Below are 19,069 nucleotides of genomic sequence, written 5' to 3' on the forward strand. Positions count from 1 at the left end.
CAGAAGGAAAGTTCGGCTCCCGGGAGAGCACGGCATAAGCCGTCCGACCATCGCGCAGGGAAGGCCGAGTGATTGGCACCACCTGTATGCTGCTGTGTGGTTCTTCCTGCGTGTGCGTTTCGCGCAGCGGAGGGTGTGAGGTCAGCACCCGGCCTTCCCTGCGCCCTCTTGGATCTACGAGGGTGAATGACCAGGCAAAGCTCGGGCGATAAGCGCCGCGAGGATGCGAAACTGTGTGTTGCGCCATCATGCATGCCGACAGACGCGCCATGATACTGCGCTAGCGGGATCGGCCCGGACCGTAACGCTGTGCGATCCGGACCGATCGGCGTGATGCGCGGATCTAGCTGCAGCTCAGCGGCAACGACCGGCCGGGATGCAGTTCGTACCAATCATAACAATCCGGATAGGCGCCGTAGAATCCATATCCGGGCCGGTAGCGACCGTAGCTGTGAAACGCGTGTTGGCGGAGGTCGCCGGCATGATCGCCGAAGCCGAGGTGCCCGCCGCCGAACCGGGCGCCGCCGCCGAATCCGCCCTCATGTCCCATGCCGCCGAAATGCGCGCCGCCGCCAAAGCCAGCATGTCCGCCGCCAAAGCCGCCGCCGCCAAATCCGCCGTGGCCGCCGCCACCACCACCGCCATGCGCGTCGGCCGTGCCGATCGCGAGCGTCGAGGCGAGCGCTGCTGTTGCCAGAATCATGATGACTCGTTTCATGGAAAACTCCTCTCGTGTTGAGCCCGGTCATCCCTGAAGCCCGCTTCCGCGTCGCGCGGTGCGCGCGAGGCTGCTTGATGGCTGGGCGTGTGATGCTGGAGAGGTAGGAGCGCTGCGCGGCAATCCAACTGAATTCGACGTCAGACATTCAGGTCAGACATCGGGCGCGCCGCGCACGAAGGTGATCGCGCCGCGCGTGGCCGCGAGGCAACGCAAGGGAGCGGGCTGACGAGGTCAGTCCGCTCCCCGTGATTCGATAAACGTCCGGCCGGCGAAGTCACCCGGCCGGAAACGTTGGCGCGATCAGAAGAAGCTGCCGGTGCCGGGCTCGCAAGGCACGTTGTTGCCGGTCCACGGCGCAGTGGCGAAGGCGCCGACGCGCGGCGCAGGAACGCAGCCACGTTCGCCCTGATAGACGGGCGCGCTCGTTGCGACCGTGTCGGCCTCCATCGCGGGCTGCCGCACGACGCGGTGATGCTCGCGCGCCATCACGGGACCGCCGAGCATCGCGGCTGCAATCAGTCCCATCGACAACAGTTTGGACGTGGTCATTCGCTCTCTCCTTTGATGACATCAGGCCGACCAAGCCGGCTGCTCATCGAGGTGTGCGCGACCGGGCACGATTCAAATGCACGAATTGCTCACCACAATTCAACGGCCCGTGAGCCGATGTAACGTCGCACCACGATCGTGCGAATCCATAACATTCGTTGTCCCCCGGACGACCGCGAGCGCGTCGAGCTCATATGTTCGATGCAGCGCAGTTCGGAGCGGAGCCCTGAAGATGATCACGCCATTGGCAACACGTATCGCCCTTGCACTGGCGCTGCTCCTCAGGCGCACGGCCGAGATCATGAACTGCAATTCAATGGTGCCCCCTGTGCCGCGAGCCTATCTCGTACCGCAGCGAGTGGCCGGCAAAAGGCGGCGTCAAGGCCGCGCATTCGACGAGCGCGGGCATCGAACATGACCCAGCGCGTCGCCGAGCCTACGCGTACCCACCGCGCGCCGAGACGCCGCGTGGAACGTGGAGCGAGGGTCATGAACCGGATTCTCCTGATCGAGGACGATGCGGAGACCGCGGAGGCGATTGTCGCCGAGCTTTCCGATCGCGGCTTCGAGGTGCAGTGGGCCGGCGACGGCGTCGACGGTCTCGACCGGGCGCGTGCGTCAAGCCCGGATGCCATGATCGTCGATCGCATGCTGCCGGGAATGGACGGGCTCACCGTCATCGAGGCGCTGCGCAGGGATCAGGTCCGGACACCCGTCCTGGTCCTGAGTGCGCTCGGCGCGGTGGACGATCGGGTGCGCGGGCTGCGTATGGGCGGAGACGATTATCTCACAAAGCCGTTCGCGCTCGTCGAGCTGGTCGCGCGGATCGAGGCGTTGCTGCGCCGTCCGATCGACAGCCGAGAAACGACCTTGCAGGTCGGGCCGCTCGAGATCGATCTGATCGAGCGTACCGCGCGACGCGGCGGGCGTGAGCTCGACCTGCTGCCGCGCGAATTCCGCCTGCTCGAATACATGATGCGCCGGAATGATCAGCTGCTGACGCGCGCGATGCTGCTCGAAGAGGTCTGGAACTACAAGTTCGTTCCGGCAACCACGAACCTGATCGACGTGCATATGGGCCGGCTCCGTCACAAGGTCGACGGCCCCGGAGAGGTGCCGCTCATCCACAACGTCCGAGGCTCCGGCTTCGTCCTGCGTTCGCGGCAATAGGGGCCGGCGATGCGTCAGATCCAGCTGATCCGCTCCAGCACGTTCCTTTCGGCCCTGGCCATGGCGGCATGCTTCGCGCTGTTCGTCGTCGGCCTGTTCGCATTCATCTACTGGAAGCTCGACAACTATCTGGTCGCGCGATCCGATCGCATGATTACCACCCAGATTCACTTTATCTCAGACCTGTCGCCGGCCCATCGCATCAGCGCGATCGCGGATCATCTGGATCAGGATTCCAGGGGCGTGCAATACGCGGGACTGTTCGATGCCGCGGGCACCCGCCTTGCCGGCAACATCGACCGCGTGCCGCGCGAGCTCGGGCTCGACGGAGCGGTGCAGGGCGTGCGCCTCGATCTCATCAAGTCGACGACAGTGCACGATCCCGTCGTCAGGGTGATCGGCAAGCGCCTCGACGGCGGCGATGTCCTGGTGGTCGGACGGAATGTCGACGAGACACGCGAGATCTCGAGTGTGGTGGGGCAGGCCTTGGCCCTCGGCCTGCTGCCGGCCTTCAGCCTCTGCCTGCTGGCCGGTGCCTGGCTCAGCCTCCGCGCCCAGAGGCGCGTCGAGGAGGTGAACCAGCGGGTCCAGCGCATCGTCGCCGGCGAGCTGCGCGAGCGGCTTCCGCAGGACGGGACGGACGATCCGTTCGCGCGGCTGGCCGGGATCGTCAACGGCATGCTCGACGAGATGGAAACAATGATCAATGCGCTCGCCGGCGTCGGCAACGACATCGCCCATGATCTCAGGACGCCGCTCACGCGCGTCCGCCTGGCGCTGGAGCGCGGGCGCTCCCATGCGGCCACGCTGGAGGAGCTGCAGGAGACCATCGACAAGGCCATTGCCGGCATCGACCAGTCGCTCGCGATCGTCACCGCCTTGCTACGCCTGACCGAGATCGAGAACAACCGCCGCATGGCCGGCTTCGGCGACGTCGCGGTCGACGAGATCCTGCGGGAGGTGTGCGACGTCTACGAACCCATTGCCGAAGACAAGCGCATTGCGCTTGCGGTCGTCATCGAGCGCGATGTGCTGGTGTGGGGTGACCGCGACCTGCTGTTCGAGGCCATCGCCAATCTCGTCGACAATGCTATCAAGTTCACGCCGTCAGGCGGTCGGGTCGAGCTCGCCTTGGAAGCGGACGACGACACGGCGCTGGTGTGCGTCAGCGATACCGGGCCCGGCATCAGCGAGCAGGAACGCGAGGCGGTGCTGCGTCGGTTCTATCGCTCCGACAAGATGCGCCATACGCCGGGCGTCGGCCTCGGACTGAGCCTGGTCGCCGCCATCGTCAAGCTGCACGGCTTTCGGCTGATCGTCGGTCCGGCCCCCGGAGGGCGGATCGAGATCCTGGCCTGGACCGGACGGGCGGGGACGGCCGCCGCGCGCCGGTGGCGGACATTGCTGCACGCCGACGCAGACCAGATGGGATGAGCCAAATGATCCGCGATGCTTTCGAGATTGAACAGCCGGCCTGGACCGTGGGAGCGACAGATGCAGACTAGCCACGAACTGACGAGGACCAATCCCCCTGCTACGCCGGTCGCACCGGTGCCGTTCCTCAGCGCGTATTCCGCGGCCATCGGGCGCTACGACTTCCTTGAGCCCGGTCAGGAGCAGCAGCTTGCACGCCGCTGGCAGCAGACGCGGGACCGGCGAGCGGCAGACGCGCTCGTCACCAGTCATCTCCGCCTCGCGGCCAGGCTGGCGCGAGGCTACAAGGGATACGGCCTTCCGATGGTCGATCTGATCGCCGAGGCGAATCTCGGCCTCGTGATCGCAGCGTCACGCTTCGAACCCGGTCGCGGCGCGCGCTTCTCCACCTACGCCATCTGGTGGATCAAGGCGGCCATTCACGAGTACATCCTGCGGTCCTGGTCCCTCGTCAAGATCGGGACGACGGCCGCGCAGAAGAAGCTGTTTTTCAAGCTCCGCGGCGAGATCAGGAAAGCCACCGGCAGCGCGATGTCGGGGCTCACCCCTGACGTCGCCGAATTGATCGCGGGGAAGCTCGAGGTTACCGCGCGAGAGGTGATCGAGATGGACACGCGGCTGCATGGCGACATGTCGCTGAACGTGCGCGTCGGTGGCGAGGACAGCGGAACCGAGCTGGAAGCCTTGCTGGTCGATGGGGCGGTCGACGCCGAGACGGTGCTGGTCGATCACGAGCAGACCGAGCGGCGTGGCAGCGCCTTGCGTGTTGCGCTCAGCGGGCTTGCGGCGCGGGAACGTCGCGTCTTCGATGCGCGGCGGCTGACGGAATGCCCCGTCACGCTCGATCGGCTCGCCCAGGAACTGTCCATATCCAGCGAACGTGTCAGGCAGATCGAGATCCGCGCCTTTGCCAAGGTCAAGCGTGCGGTGATGCTTGCCATGCAGGATGCGCCAAGGGGCACCGCATGCAGCGTCTGAATTCGTTTTCATTTGAACGCAGGTCCGGCCGCTCTCATCTGTCCGACGATCCCGCGTAAACCGCTCCAGGCAGACCATCATGGGAATTGTTCGCTTCGCGCTACGGCTTCCGCACACATTCTACGTGCTTGCCGCGCTGATCCTGTTCCTCGGCGGCATCGCGATCCGGTCGATGCCGACGGATATTTTCCCCGAGATCCGCATCCCCGTCGTCACGGTGATCTGGAGCTACACCGGGCTCTCGACGCCTGAGATGGAGCAGCGCGTCAGCACCTACAGCCAGTATTCGATCAGCGCCAACGTCAGCGGCATCAAGAATATCGAAGCGCAGACCCTTAACGGCCTGTCGATTCAGAAAGTCTACTTCCAGCCGGACGTCAATCTCGATCTCGCGATTTCGCAGATCGTCTCGGCGACCAACGCGATCCGCGCCCTGATGCCGCCGGGCATCCAGCCGCCGATCATCGTGCAGTTCAATGCCTCGAGCGTGCCGGTGCTCCAGCTCAGCCTCGAGTCGAACAGCCTGAACGAGCAGCAGCTCTACGATTTCGGCATCTACCGGGTCCGCCAGCAACTGGCTCCCGTCCCTGGCGTGACCCTGCCCACGCCTGCCGGCGGCAAATACCGCCAGATCATGGTCGACATCGATCCGAACAAGCTGCTGTCGCGCGGACTGACGCCGCTCGACATCGTCAACGCAGTGAACACCCAGAACCTGACGTTGCCGACCGGCACGACCAAGATCGGCGACACCCAGTATACCGTTCGCACCAACGCGACGCCGGCCACGATCGAGGACCTCAACATGATCCCGGTCAAGTTCGCGAACGGGGCCACGATCTTCCTGAAGGACGTCGCCCAGGTCCGCGACGGCGCCCAGGTGCAGCAGAACATCGTCCGCGAGGACGGCCATCGCGCCGTCCTGCTCAGCATCATCAAGAACGGAAACGCCTCCACGCTCGCCGTCGTCAACGGCGTCAAGGCGGCGTTGACGTCGATCCGCGCGGCGGCCCCGGCAGGGCTGAAGATCAATGAGCTGTTCGACCAATCGATATTCGTCGCCCATTCGGTCGACGGCGTGCTGCGCGAAGGCGCGATCGCGGCCGGCCTGACCGCACTGATGATCCTAGTGTTTCTGGGATCGTGGCGATCGACGCTGGTCGTCCTGATCTCGATCCCGCTGGCGATGCTGTCCTCGCTGATCGTGCTGTATTTCCTCGGCGAGACCCTCAACACCATGACGCTCGGCGGGCTCGCCCTCGCGGTCGGTATCCTCGTCGACGATTCGACGGTGACGATCGAGAACACGCACCGGCTCTGGACCGAGGAAGGCTTGCCGTTGCCGGAGGCGACGCTGCACGGAGCCGCCGAAATCGCCATCCCGACGCTGGTCTCGACGCTCGCGATCAGCTGCGTGTTCACGTCGGTCGTGTTTCTGGAGGGCCCGGCCAAATACCTGTTCACGCCGCTTGGCCTCGCCGTGGTGTTCGCGATGCTGGCATCATACGGGCTGTCGCGGACGCTCACGCCGATCACCATCGGCCTGCTGCTGAAGGGCGAGCGGCGTCATGGCGAAGGCGAGCGCCCGTCGGGGATCTTCTCGCGCGCCTCCGCCGCCTTCGAGCGCGGTTTCGAGCATCTGCGCGATGGCTATTCCGATCTCCTGCAGAAATTGCTGCGCCGTCGTGCCGTCCTGCCGGTCGTCGCCGTGCTGGTGCTGGCGCTCGGAGCCACCATGTTCGCCTATGTCGGCAGGGATTTCTATCCCGTCATCGATGGCGGCCAGATCCAGCTTCATGTTCGCGCGCCGGCGGGCACGCGGATCGAGCGTACGGAAGCGATCTTCCAGGCGGTCGAGGACAAGATCCGCGAGGTCATTCCGCAGCGCGACCGTGCGTTGATCGTCGACAATATCGGCCTCCCGGCGCGGGCCTACAATCTCGCATTCACCGATGGCTCGACGATCGGGGTGAATGACGGCACCATTCTGGTGTCGCTCAAGGACGGCCACAAGCCGACTGCGGATTACGTCAGGAAGCTGCGGCAGGTGCTGCCGGCGGCCTTCCCGGAGGACACGTTCTATTTCCAGGCGGCCGACATCGTCACGCAAATCCTGAACTTCGGTCTTCCGGCGCAGATCGATGTCCGCACGGTCGGCTACGGCAGCAACAATCTGGCCGTGGCCAAGGAGCTGCAGAAGAGCCTCGCGGCGATCCCCGGCGTGGTCGATGCGCATTTGCAGCAGGAGGTCGATGCTCCCGCGTTCTACGCCGACATCGACCGCACCCGCGCAGCGCAGCTGGGCCTCAATGCGAGCACGGTGGCGACCAATATCAATGTGAGCCTCAGCTCGTCCGCGCAGGTCTCGCCGAATTTCTGGACGGACCCGACCTCAGGCATCCCCTATTACCTGGCGGTGCAGACTCCCGAATACAGGGCCAACTCGCTGAACGCCCTGGGCAACACGCCGGTGTCGGCGTCGGCTGCCGCAAGCGGCCAGACCGTGCCCGGCCTGCTCAGCAACGTCGCGACGTTCAAGCGGGGGACCGTTCCCACCAATTCGAACCAGGCCAACGTCCAGCCGGTGTTCGACGTCTATGCGAGCGTCCAGGGGCGCGATCTCGGCAGCGTCGCGGCTGATATCGAAAAGGTGACGTCGACCCTGCAGAAGCAGCTTCAGCCAGGCAATTCGATCCGGGTTCTGGGACAGATCCAGAGCATGCATCAGTCGTTCCGCGATCTTGGAATCGGGCTGCTGTTCGCGGCCATCCTGGTCTACCTGCTGATGGTCGTGAACTACCAGAACTTTGGCGATCCCTTCGTCGTCATCCTGGCGCTGCCGGCGACATTCTGCGGTATCGTGACGATGCTGTTCATCACCGGGACGACGCTGAACGTGCCGTCGCTGATGGGAGCCATCATGGCGATCGGTGTTGCCTCGGCGAATTCCATCCTGCTCGTGACCTTCGCGCGTGACGAGCAATTGAAGGGACATTCCGCGTTCCAGGCGGCGCTGAGCGCGGGCCGAACGAGGATCCGGCCGGTGCTGATGACCGCGGCGGCGATGATCGTGGGCATGATCCCGATGGCGATCGGCGGGCCGGGCGAGGAGCAGAATGCCGCGCTCGCGCGGGCGGTCATCGGCGGCCTGCTGTTCGCGACCCCGACCACCTTGCTGATCGTGCCTTATCTCTTCGCCATGCTGCGCAAGGGCAATGACGGCAAGCCGCGCCACGGTGTATTCGAGGAGCAACCGGAATGAGTGACGTTCGCGCAAAGACGGATGACGACGGGGCGAGAGGTCGCCCGGCGACGGAGAGCCTCCGGGTCGTGGAACTGCCGGGCAAGGGCGCACGATCTGGACATCGTTACGGCGGTGCGTTGCTCGGCGGAGGCGTGCTCCTGCTGCTTGCGGGCGGTCTGGGCATCGGCGGCTGGCGGCACTATGAGGCTGCGCGTGAGGTTGCCGCCGTGGCGGAGCAGGTTCGGACCAGCGTTCCGGAAGTTCGGGTGGCGACAGTCAAGCCCAGCGGCGACATCATGAAGGTGAGCCTGCCGGCGACGACGACTGCGTTCGAGGCGGCCAACATCTTCGCGCGGACCAGCGGCTACATCGAGAAGCGCCACGTCGATATCGGCGATCGGGTCAAGAAGGGCGATCTCCTCGCAGAAATCACCGCTCCCGAACTGGATCAGCAGATCGCACAGGCGCAGGCGACGCTCGCCCAGAACCAGGCTGCGCTTCAACAGGCGCAGGCGAGCCGGGAGCTGGCGGACGTCACCAACTCGCGGGACAGCAATCTCGTCAAGCAAGGCTGGTTGACGGCACAGCAGGGCGACAATGACCGCCTCACCCTCCGCGCGCAGCAGGGGGCTGTTGGCGTTGCGCAGTCGAACATCACGGCGCAGGAAGCGCAGATTCGCGTGCTCCAGCAGGAGAAATCTTATCAGCGTGTGGTGGCGCCGTTTGACGGTGTGGTCACGCAGCGGAACGTGGACAATGGCAGCCTGGTGCAAGCCGGCTCCACCTTCATGTTCACGATGATGCATTCCGACGTGATCCGAACCCAGGTCTTCGTACCGCAGGACGAGGCGTTCGGCGTTGCCCCGGGCGTCGATGCCAACATCCGCGTCCCCGAGATTCCGGGGCGGACGTTTGCCGGCAAGGTCACGCGGATCGCGACCGCGCTGCAGCCGGGGAGCCGGACGCTGCTGACCGAGATCGACGTGCCGAATCCCGATGGCCTGCTCAGTCCCGGCATCTATTGCACGGTCGAATTATCGATCCCGCGCCGGACGCCGTCGATGACGATCCCGTCCGACGCACTCGTGTTCGATCAGAACGGCCTCCACGTCGCGGTCGTGCGGAACGGTACGGTCCATTTGCAGCAGGTCTCGATCTCCAGGGATTTCGGCACCACGGTGGAAGTGCGCGACGGCGTGCAGCCCGGCGATCAGGTCGTGCTCAATCCTGCGGTCACTCTGGCAGAAGGCAGCAAGGTCACCGTTCGCAAGCTTGAGACGAGCTAGGGACACGAAAGATGATGCGGTTCGCGTTTGCAATGATGGTCGCTTGCCTGCTCGGCTTCTCTCCGGGCCAGGCACAAATCGCAACGACCGGCAGCACCGCAATGGATCTGCCGACGGTGCCGGGCGCGATCGTGATCTCGCCGCTCAACAGTCCGGGGCCGTTTTCCGCAACGACCGTACCGGGTGCGCCGGATACGACGTTGGCGCCTGTTCCGCTCGCGTCGGATCCGACCACGCCGGGGACGGTGGTCGTCTGCACCCCGCCGTCGTCATCGCCAATGCCGGTGCCGGCGACGCCGACGGTATCGCCCTTCGGCCTCCCAACATCGGGTATCGCGGCTCCGATCCTGCCGGTCACGGGACAGAACAGCAGCTCCATCGGGACGATCGCCGCAGCTGCGCCGGCGGGAACGGCTGCGACAGTGGCATGCAGCTCAACGCCGGGAGGACAGGTGACGAGCGCTGCGTCCCTGCCGCTTTCGATTTCGCAAGTGCCCGCAAGCCCCGCGCCCGGCACGATCCTGGCGGACACCAACGGCGCCGGCGGCACGGGGATTGACTCGAATGCCGCCGTCGTGCCCAGCCCCAACAGCTCGGCGTGCGCGGAAGGAGTCTCGATGACTCTGGCGCAGCCCGCGACGATGTTGCCGGCCAACGCCTCAGGCGCGGCGCCGACGCCGGGCGTGTCGCCGATCCTGCCGCCGGGATGCTGAGGTGGCCTTGCAAGGCTTTCGTATCACCGCATCACAGCGCATTGCCGGTCATGTGGCCGGGCGGAGCTTGCGGACTTCGGCGTCCGGTGGAAGCATCGTACCGCCATCCCGGTATTTCCAGTCCACCATGACAGCCTTGTTGCCTCTGACCGCGGTGCGGCCGACGAACGTTCCCATCGTGCTCTGATGGTCGATCGAACGCCAAATTGCCGGCCCAAACGGCGTATCGAAGCCAACATTGCCAAAGCCATCGGCCATCGTTTCGGTCTCGACGCTTCCGAGTCGTTCGATCGGAGCCACGATGGAGCTGATCATGGCGTGACCGACCACGGAGCCCATGGTGGGAGCCTCGCCGTAGCGCACGGAATAGGCCGACGCGAACGAGCTGTTGGCCTGGTCCAGGATATCGGTCACGGGATAGCCGGTCACGATCCATCCTGTCGGCGCGTCCTTTCCGAACGGATGGAGATATTCGGGTTCGCCTGTTGTGAACGACACGACGTCTCGCCCTTCGAACAGGCCGCGATCATGTCCCTGCCGGACGAATCTGGTGAGGTCGGGCCCGAAGGTGATGTTGAGAATCGCTTCGGGGTTCTGCTGGGCAAGCGCGTTCACGACGACGCCGGCATCGATGGCGCCCAGCGGCGGCCACTGACTGCCGACGAACGCGACATCGGGACGACGTTGGCGCAGAAGCTGCGTGAACCACCTTGCGGCCGACTGCCCGTACTCGTAATTCGGAGCGATCGTCGCCCATCGCGACGCCTTGAGTTGCGCAGCCTCTTCCACCAGCATCGCTGCCAGCATGTATGTCGAGGGGCGGAGCCGGTAGCAATAGCGATGCCCGCTCTCCCAGACGAGGGCGTCCGTGAGCGGCTCGCTTGCCACGAACAGGATTCGGTTTTGCCGGGCGAAGTCGCTAATGGCGAGGCCGACATTCGACAGATATGCGCCCGCCAGCAGATCGACCTCGTTCCTGCGCACGAGCTCCTCTGCCGCGCGGATCGCGACGCCGGGTTTGCCTTCGTCGTCCCGGCTGATGACCTGCAGCTCGCGCCCGAGAAGGCCGCCTTTGGCGTTGACCTGCTCGACCGCCAACTGCCAGCCGCGACGATAGGGCAGGGTGAACGCGGGCGCGCTGCTATAGGAGTTGATCTCGCCGATCCTGATCGGGCGCGTGCCCTGCGCACGGATGATGCCGGGCGAAAACATCGACGCACCGATGCCGCCCAAAATCTGTCGTCGAGAAATGTTCATCACGCAAGGTCCGGAAGATGGAGTGAAGGGCAGTGTCGGCCGAAAGGCATCGCAACCTAATGGCAGGTGCAGGTTGGGGGCCGGTCGTCGTCGCATGTCGAAAGCGAGATGCCCGGTATTTCAGCCAGAGTACGGGCAAAGGCGAGGGCTGGAAGATCGACCTCCTGATCGAACAGAGCGCTGACCGGACCGACGAGATCGAGCGCCCTCTGCTGACGGTTCGATCCCGCCATGATCCTTGCCCATGCCGCGGCAACCTTCAGCTCGTAAAAGGGGCATTGCTGGTCCCTGGCCACGAACAGTCCTTCGCCGAACAGCAATTCGGATCGAGACAAATCGGATGGATCGTTGGCCAGGAGAATTTCAGCCTTGATCCTCAGGAGATCGGCAAGGCACCACAATTGCCTGCCCCGCCGCGACATCGACAAGGCCTCTTCCACCGCGGTCAGGGCCTGCGCAGCCTCGCCGCTTGCGAGCAGGCCTTCGGCAAGCGATCCGAGAAACTCGGGATTACGCATCAGCCAGCCGTTCTCGGTCCGAGCCTTCAGGCCACTGCGCAGCAGCGCTATTCCGTCGTGATGCTTGCCTTGCAGAACCAGCAATTGTCCCTTCAGGCAGGACGTCCAGCTGGTCCAGAAAGCTATTCCCTCGCGCGTGACGAGCTCGAGAAGGGAGGATATCGCCTGATCCGCGGCGGCAAGATCATGCGTCATCAGCGCGATCGGGCAGACGGCGTTGCGGAGTGCGTAGGCGATCGCAAGCTTGTCCTTCTCACGCTGGGCCTCCTCGAGGCACTCGGCGGCCAGAGATCTGCTCTGGGCGATCTTGCCCTGCAGCAGCAGGACGCGCGCCAACATCGCCTTGGCAAGCACACTCTGGTTCAGCAGAAACCACATCTGGTTCGCACTGCCGTTCAATCCGTGAGCCGAATGATCCAGCGACAACGTCAGCTCGCGTCGTGCATCCTCCTGCATTCCGAAAAAATGCGTGGCGGCGCCGATCAGGCGACGGCCGACCGCCTCGTTGGCGAGGCTCCCGGTGCGCAGCGCGATGTCGAGGTAGCGTTCGCCGACCTCCTTGGCCGCGGCATATTGACCCGAGTTGAGGTTATAGCTCCACAGCGTCCAGACCGCCCTGAGCTGAAGCTCGAGGTCGGACAGTTCCTCGGCGAGCGCGAGACCGATGCTCAGCGCCGCCTTCATGCGGTCCGCTGTTCCCGCCGTGTTGAGAAGCGCGAAACCCAACGCGACATAGAGCTGCGCCTTGAGCTTCGGAACGCAGGTGAACCCGGGACTGAAATGCGCAAGAGCGTGCTCGATCCGCGTCGAGCATTCCACGAAGGACAGCAACTGCATCCATACCGGAACGAAGCCGGCCGTCAGCTCGATGCCAAGCGCGGTATCGCCACCGGGCGAGAACGCCCAGTCGAGCGCTGCATGCACGTTGCCGATCTCCTGGGCGAAACGGGAGATGTCCTCGGGAGCGGGAGAGGCATCGCCGAGTGGCGCTATGATCTGCCTGAGAAAGCCGGCCTGCCGCCTGGCAGCCTGTTCGACGCGGCCTGCGTCCGCGAGCTTCTCCAGCGCATAAGCGCGGGTGCTCTCCAGGAGACGCCATCGCCCCTCGAATGAGGGGTCTAGCGACACCAGCGATTTCCCGACCAGATTGAACAGGGGTTCAATGACGTCCGACCGCGACAAAATGTCATCCATCATCGCGATGGCCGCGTCGAGGGCGAAGCCGGCCGGAAACACCGCGAGACGGCACAGTAGATCCTGCTCTGCCGGGGGTAAAAGGTCATAGCTCCAGTCCAGTGTCGCCCGGAGGGTCTGGTGGCGCGGCAACTGGTCACGGCGGCCGCCGTTCAGGAGCTCGAAGCGCTTGTCGAGACGGAGCAGTACGGTGTCCACGCCGAGATTGGCGGCCCGGGCCGCGGCAAATTCCAATGCGAGCGGAATGCCGTCGAGGCGGCGACAGATGGCGGCAATCTTCCGGAGCTCTTCCGTGCCTGCGACGAAGCTGGCGCGCAGGGCTTGCGTCCGTGCGACGAACAACTGCACCGCGCTTTCCCGCAGCAGCAGATCGGGATCGTGCATGTCGGGATCAGGAACCGACAGCGCTGGGATGGCTGCAACATATTCGCCGTCGATGCGGAGACCTTCGCGGCTGGTCGCGAGAACGGTGACGTTCGGGCAATAGCGAAGCACGGCACTGGCGATTTGCGCCGCCACTTCGATCACATGCTCGCAATTGTCCAGGACAAGAAGCAGACGGCGGGTCCCGATGGCCTGGGCAATGCTCGCGGCCGAGACTTCCTTGTCATTCGAGGCGAGCTTGAGTGCGCGTGCGCATGCGGATGCCACAAGTGCCGCATCCTGCAGAGTCGCGAGCTCGACCAGCGCCACGGAATCGTTGAAGGCAGGCGCGACGCTGCGCGCCAGCTCGATTGCAAGCTTAGTCTTTCCGATGCCGCCGGGTCCGACGAGAGTAATGGCCCGATAAGCCGAAAGCACATCGACCAATTGGCTCATGCAATCCTCGCGACCGATAAGGGGCGCACGGATGCTCGGCAGGTTGCTGGAAAAGGGCGCGTCGGCGGGAATCGTTATCGGTGCGGCGGCAGGGTGATCCAGATGCCCGCTTCGCCAGGTTCCGGCGAGCATATATCCGCGGCCCGAAACCGTCTTGAGGAGATTGCGATCCTCGCCGAGCGCCTTGCGAACGGCCGAGATATGAACCTGAAGCGTGTTGTCTTCGACGGTCAGGCCCGACCAGACGCTTCCGATCAAATCATCTTTGGTGACGAGAAGACCCGCCGAGCCGACCAGCTTCTCGAGTATCTCGAACGCGCGGCTGCCGATCGGCACGATGTCGTTGTCGTATCTCAGTTCTCGGCGTTGGCAATCGATCAGCCAATTTCCGAAAGAGTAGGTGCGGTCAACTGGCGATGACATGACGGGTCCGTGCATCAACTTCGCTGCCATGATCCCGGGGAATCACGAGCCCGTCCTTGAGATCACCGACCCTTGGCAAGAATTTGAAAGCGCGAATGCGCTTGGGCTGTCGTACAGGGGAGATTATCGGCGTGTCAAGAAGGCCCGCCCGGTCGCCGGCGGCTTTGTTCATCGTCGATGCTGACACCCGACGCGTTCGTGTTCGACACACGAATTCGTGACAGCAGCCGGGTGTGTGTCACGATAGGAGAGTCGGTCGGAAGGAGCCTGATGCCATCAATGGATGCGTCATTTGCTCACATCGCCGAAAATCGTCGGGCAAGGATTCCGGAGTACAAATGCGTGCCGGAGACGTGCACCGGTCGCAAGAACGGCGGCCCGATCGTGAGCCGCCGCCCTTCCTCCGCCGAGAGGTTGAATCCGGAACGTTGAGACCATCAACTTCCAGCCGGCGTCGACCGGACTTGCTCCGGTTCGCGAACTCAATAGCCCGAGGTGGGCTCGCACGGCGGCCGGCGCCAGGGAGCGGTTGCGTACGCGCCGACGTCGGGAGCACGGACGCAGCCACGCTTGGAGGTGACCGGGACGCGCTGAGCCGACGCGTAGGCGTCGACATTGGTGCGCTTCGCGTTGCCTTCGCGAGCCATCGCGGGGGAGGCAATCATGGCTGCGACCACGAATCCGGCCGACAAGAGCTTCAGTGTCGTCATCGAACATCTCCTTGAGAAAGCGACGCCGGGAACGCCCCGGCCCGCAAGCGAGACATGTGCGTTCGCGCGTCGGATCCATAGCGTTGATCGAACGAACATTTTCGTCTTCGCACGGAGTCGTCGAAGCGCGTTGACTTCAGACATCGACGACTCATCCGATCAGGAGCTTCGCGCCCTAATCAGGTGATGACGTCGCCTGCTGGCTGTGAGGTCCGAGGGCGCGTTGCGTGGCGCGGTCGCGCTCCTCGTTGTAGGTACTCTCATCTGCAATTGGCAGGACCCATGATGCTCGCTTGCGATATCTCCTCAATGACGCCAGTGCCGGTTGTGAAGCTGGTCCATGCCGAAGACGGGCGCCGCGCCACCGGGACGCTCGAGGCCCATTCGTCCAGCAGGTGTCAGCGCGCCGCCATTCAGCACGTCGCGATCGGGGTACATCGATGCAAAGGCTGCCGGCTCCTGATCGGCGAAGGACCAGGCTGCGGACGCGGATGATATCGTTGCGGTTGAGATCAGCGCCGCGGCGATCAGGATCTTGAATGCACTCATAGCGATTCTCCATTATTTGCTGTGTGCGGAGAGGCGCTTGGCGACGATCGCTGCTCGGCTGGTGGCGTTTCCGAAAATTATTCTTGATGATGGTGATGTAGGTTGTCCTGGTGGAAAACCCCCGCGGAGGTACATCACTCTTGCGGGAAGAGTCTGTCACGCTTGTCAGAATCCTCGCGCGAATGTGCGTGGTCAAACGCGTCCTGTGCACGTCTCTGGGAAGCAGGTCGTTTGAACATCTGGAGTTGTGACCCATGAGATTATTTGCTGCTATCTGCGTCGTCGCTAGCGTTGCGCTCTCGGGCACTGCGTTGGCCCGCGGCGGCATGGGATCGCATGTGTCGATGGGGCGCGGCGGTGCGCTCGGTACGAGCGCCGCCGCGCCGGGCACGACCTCGCTGGGCACCGCGCTTCCATCGTCCGACGGCGGTGGTCACGCGATGAAGGGGCCGTTGCTCGGCACGGACCAGACCATCGCCAAGGATGACATCCGGCTCGAGAAGATGCTGGAAGGATCAATCTGCCGCGGCTGCTGAACAGCGCCATTGCGAGGCGGGGGCTAGCGGCTGCGCCGTCCGGCAACTTGTGTCTTTCGAAAGGGTTGATGGTAAGCTGGACTGAAGATGATGAAACCGCTTGGGCTGTCCCAATGATGGCTGAGCCAGGCCAGCGCCCCGTCTACATTTGCGCGGAATGGGAGATCGATCTTGTCAGACGCGAATTGCGCTCGGCCGGAGAGCTTGTTCCTTTAGGCGGACGTGCCTTTGAGATTCTTGCGGAATTGGTTCAAGCGCAGGGCCAGCTCGTCACCAGGAACGACCTGACGGAGCGGGTCTGGCGGGGCGTCTTTGTCGAGGAGAGTGCGCTTCGGGTGCATATCGCGGCGATCCGAAAGGCGCTTGGTCCCGACCGCGACATGCTCTCGACCACCGTTGGGCGCGGCTATCGTTTGCGGGGAGCGTGGCGGATCCGGCATATGGAGACCCCGCTACAATCTGTCGCAACCGGCGTGCTGCCGTCGATCAACATTCCCAGCGCATCGTTTAATCTCATTGGCCGGGCTGCCGCGATCGCACATGTGTGGCGGCTTCTGTCGGCCTATCGCGTGGTGAGCCTGGTCGGGCCCGGCGGCATCGGAAAGACGGCGCTGGCGCTGGAGGCCGCAAGAACGCCGCCGCCCGGCTTTGCGGGTGATCGGTTGCTCGTCGAACTGGCCTCGCTATCCGACCCCAGGCTCGTCTGCTCGGTCATCGCCGGCGTGCTTGGCACCAAGCTCGAGGGCGAGGAGATTTCGCCGGACGCCATCGCGCGTGCGATCGGCTCTCGACCATTGTTGCTCGTTCTCGACAATTGCGAACATGTTATCGATGCCGTGGCGCAGGTGGCTGAACTTGTCGTCAGCCACTGTTCTGGGACGATTATTGTAGCGACGAGCCGGGAGGCGCTACGCATCGAGGGGGAGCATGTCTACCGCGTGCCTCCGCTCGGCGTGCCGCCTGAAGCCCGGCTCGAACCCGGCGGCGCTTCTGCGTATAGCGCAGTGGAATTGTTCACGAGCAGGGCCAAGGCGCTGGGTTCAAACTTCGCGCCCGACGAGGAGAACATCGGCGCCATCGCGGCGATCTGCCGGCGGCTGGACGGCATTCCACTTGCGATCGAGTTTGCGGCGGCGCGCGCGGTCATGCTCAGCCCACCAAAGATCGCGGCACTTCTCGACGACAGGTTCAAATTCTTGACGACCGGCCGGCGCACGGCGTTGCCGCGGCAGCAAACGTTGCGCGCAACGCTCGACTGGAGCTACGACCTCTTGCCGGACGACGAGGCGTGGCTGCTCCGGCAGCTCGGCATATTCGCTGGCGAGTTCCAGCTCGATGCAGTGATCGCGCTTGCCGGCGAGTGTATCGGCGACGTGACCGGACAGCTCGCCAGGCTGGTGGCGAAGTCGCTTGTTCTCGCCGATATTCGCGGCGACAGGCCTCATTATCGCCTGCTGGATACCACGCGCGCTTATGCATTGGAGAAGCTGCAGGCCGCCGGAGAATTTCCCGACGCCGCCCGCCGCCAGGCCAAATACTATTCCGGATTCTTTGCCCGCGCCGAAGCCGACAGCGAAGTGAAGCCGCAGGCGGAGTGGCTCACGATCTATGGCCGTCACATCGATAACGTGCGAACGAGCCTCGATTGGGCCTTCTCCTCCGGCGGAGACCCGCAAATCGGTGCGGCGTTGACGGCGGCTGCGGTCCCGCTATGGGTGCAGTTGTCGCTCCTCAGTGAATGCCGCGAGCGGACCGAACTCGCCCTGGCACGGCTCGATCCGACGGCTGCGAACGCACCGCGGCTCCGCATGCAGCTGTCGGCCGCGCGCGGCTGGTCGCTGATGTACGGTGTTGGCAGGGCCCGGGAGGCTGGTCCCGCCTGGGCTGCGACCCTGCAGCTCGCCGAGCAGCTCGGTGACAGGGATTACCTGTTGCGCGCGCTGTGGGGGCTCTGCATCGATCAGTTCAACAACGGCGAATTCCGCAGGGCGCTTGAATTTGCGAATCGCTTCGCGGAGGTCGTGGTCGACTCCGGAAATCCCGTCGACCGCATGATGGCCGATCGGCTTCTCGCAACCACGCTGCATTATCGCGGCGACCAGCGGCTCGCTCATCATCATATCGGGCGAACCCTGTCGCGGCTCTCGGAACTTGCGGCAAAGCCGCAGGTCATTCGTTTCCGGTTCGACCTGCGGGTCTCGACGCGCTATTTCCAGGCGCGGATCCTGTGGTTGCTCGGGCTCGCGGATCAGGCCCTGAGCGTCGTCGAGCACAACGTCGAGGAAGGCTGGACCAGCGGGCACGCACTCACATTCTGCAGTGTCCTTGGCCAGGGCGCCTGCCCGATTGCGTTCCTGGCCGGCGATCTCGACGCGGCCGAGCGCTATTGTACGATGCTGCTCGAACACACTGAGCGTCATCCGATCCGCTTGTGGAATCTGTGGGCGCGCGCCTTCAGGGGCCTCTTGATCTCGCGCCGGGGCGACCTCGCGACCGGATTGCCGCTGCTGCGCAAGGCGCTCGAACTTGCGGGCGAGGCGCGGCACCTGCCGCGGTTTCTGCTTCCCCTCGGCGAACTCGCGGTATGTCTCGGAGAGGCCGGCGAGGTATCGCAGGGGCTCGCGACCGCAGACGAGGTGCTCGCGCGATGCGAGGCGAGGGACGAGGGGTGGTATGTCGCCGAACTCTGGCGCATCAAAGGCGAATTGCTGCTGCTTCCGGGCGAGCACCGCTCGACGAGCGCCGCCAAGCAGGTGTTCGAGAGGGCGTTCGAGGTGGCGCGGACCCAGGGCGCCTTGGCCTGGGAGCTGCGAACGGCGATCAGCGTGGCACGATTGAGCGCGAGTGAGGGGCAACCGGCCGATGCACGCCGTGTTCTCGCATTCGTATACGGCAAGTTCACCGAGGGTTTCGAGACGGCCGACCTCCGTGATGCGCGCGCAATGATGTCGAAGTTGGGATCGTAGGC

General features: G+C 64.4%; 14 protein-coding genes. 8 read left to right on the forward strand and 6 right to left on the reverse strand.

Annotation, left to right across the window (positions count from 1 at the left end):
• Positions 1-343: 343 nt before the first annotated feature.
• Both AC0L3J_RS28355 and AC0L3J_RS28360 read right to left on the reverse strand, forming a co-directional pair.
• The gene (locus AC0L3J_RS28355; RefSeq protein ID WP_473349166.1) at positions 344-718 is read right to left on the reverse strand and encodes a hypothetical protein; all 375 of its coding nucleotides are present in this window, start codon (positions 716-718) and stop codon (positions 344-346) included.
• Positions 719-1,021: 303 nt separating this feature from the next.
• Positions 1,022-1,270, reverse strand: a complete 249-nt coding sequence (locus AC0L3J_RS28360) for a hypothetical protein (RefSeq protein ID WP_354056949.1) — start codon at positions 1,268-1,270, stop codon at positions 1,022-1,024.
• A 489-nt stretch (positions 1,271-1,759) separates the two neighbouring features.
• On the opposite strand from AC0L3J_RS28360, the gene AC0L3J_RS28365 reads away from it, so the two are divergent.
• The 6 genes from AC0L3J_RS28365 to AC0L3J_RS28390 all read left to right on the forward strand — a co-directional run bounded on the left by AC0L3J_RS28365 (position 1,760) and on the right by AC0L3J_RS28390 (position 10,095).
• Positions 1,760-2,440, forward strand: coding sequence for a response regulator transcription factor (locus tag AC0L3J_RS28365; RefSeq protein ID WP_473293669.1), 681 nt, complete (start codon positions 1,760-1,762; stop codon positions 2,438-2,440).
• Between the two features lie 9 nt (positions 2,441-2,449).
• Positions 2,450-3,874: a sensor histidine kinase gene (locus AC0L3J_RS28370; protein ID WP_473349167.1), complete on the forward strand. Its 1,425-nt coding sequence runs from the start codon at positions 2,450-2,452 to the stop codon at positions 3,872-3,874.
• Positions 3,875-3,934: 60 nt separating this feature from the next.
• Positions 3,935-4,852: an RNA polymerase sigma factor RpoH gene (gene rpoH / locus AC0L3J_RS28375; protein WP_473349168.1), complete on the forward strand. Its 918-nt coding sequence runs from the start codon at positions 3,935-3,937 to the stop codon at positions 4,850-4,852.
• A 79-nt stretch (positions 4,853-4,931) separates the two neighbouring features.
• On the forward strand, positions 4,932-8,114 hold the full coding sequence (locus AC0L3J_RS28380) for an efflux RND transporter permease subunit (protein ID WP_473349169.1): 3,183 nt from the start codon (positions 4,932-4,934) through the stop codon (positions 8,112-8,114).
• Positions 8,111-9,382: an efflux RND transporter periplasmic adaptor subunit gene (locus AC0L3J_RS28385; RefSeq protein WP_473349170.1), complete on the forward strand. Its 1,272-nt coding sequence runs from the start codon at positions 8,111-8,113 to the stop codon at positions 9,380-9,382. Before AC0L3J_RS28380 ends, AC0L3J_RS28385 begins: the two co-directional genes overlap by 4 nt.
• An 11-nt stretch (positions 9,383-9,393) precedes the next feature.
• A complete protein-coding gene (locus AC0L3J_RS28390) occupies positions 9,394-10,095 on the forward strand; it encodes a hypothetical protein (RefSeq protein WP_473349171.1) in 702 nt (233 codons plus the stop codon).
• A gap of 48 nt (positions 10,096-10,143) precedes the next feature.
• On the opposite strand, the gene AC0L3J_RS28395 is transcribed toward AC0L3J_RS28390, so the two are convergent.
• From AC0L3J_RS28395 to AC0L3J_RS28410, 4 genes are all read right to left on the reverse strand, one after another.
• A complete protein-coding gene (locus AC0L3J_RS28395; RefSeq protein ID WP_473349172.1) occupies positions 10,144-11,352 on the reverse strand; it encodes an ABC transporter substrate-binding protein in 1,209 nt (402 codons plus the stop codon).
• A 56-nt stretch (positions 11,353-11,408) separates the two neighbouring features.
• A complete protein-coding gene (locus tag AC0L3J_RS28400) occupies positions 11,409-14,306 on the reverse strand; it encodes an ATP-binding protein (RefSeq protein ID WP_473349173.1) in 2,898 nt (965 codons plus the stop codon).
• Between the two features lie 482 nt (positions 14,307-14,788).
• Positions 14,789-15,016 carry a hypothetical protein gene (locus AC0L3J_RS28405; protein ID WP_473293677.1) on the reverse strand — a complete coding sequence of 76 codons (228 nt, stop codon included), beginning with the start codon at positions 15,014-15,016 and terminating at the stop codon, positions 14,789-14,791.
• 306 nt (positions 15,017-15,322) lie between these two features.
• Entirely contained in the window at positions 15,323-15,565 is a 243-nt protein-coding gene (locus AC0L3J_RS28410) for a hypothetical protein (protein ID WP_473349174.1), read from the reverse strand.
• A 254-nt stretch (positions 15,566-15,819) separates the two neighbouring features.
• Between AC0L3J_RS28410 and AC0L3J_RS28415 the strand changes: the two genes are divergently transcribed.
• Together AC0L3J_RS28415 and AC0L3J_RS28420 are read left to right on the forward strand one after the other, a co-directional pair.
• Positions 15,820-16,101, forward strand: coding sequence for a hypothetical protein (locus AC0L3J_RS28415; protein WP_473349175.1), 282 nt, complete (start codon positions 15,820-15,822; stop codon positions 16,099-16,101).
• A 245-nt stretch (positions 16,102-16,346) separates the two neighbouring features.
• A complete protein-coding gene (locus AC0L3J_RS28420; RefSeq protein WP_473349176.1) occupies positions 16,347-19,067 on the forward strand; it encodes an ATP-binding protein in 2,721 nt (906 codons plus the stop codon).
• Positions 19,068-19,069 lie beyond the last annotated feature (2 nt).

The sequence above is a fragment of the Bradyrhizobium sp. Kon37 genome (assembly GCF_055807535.1).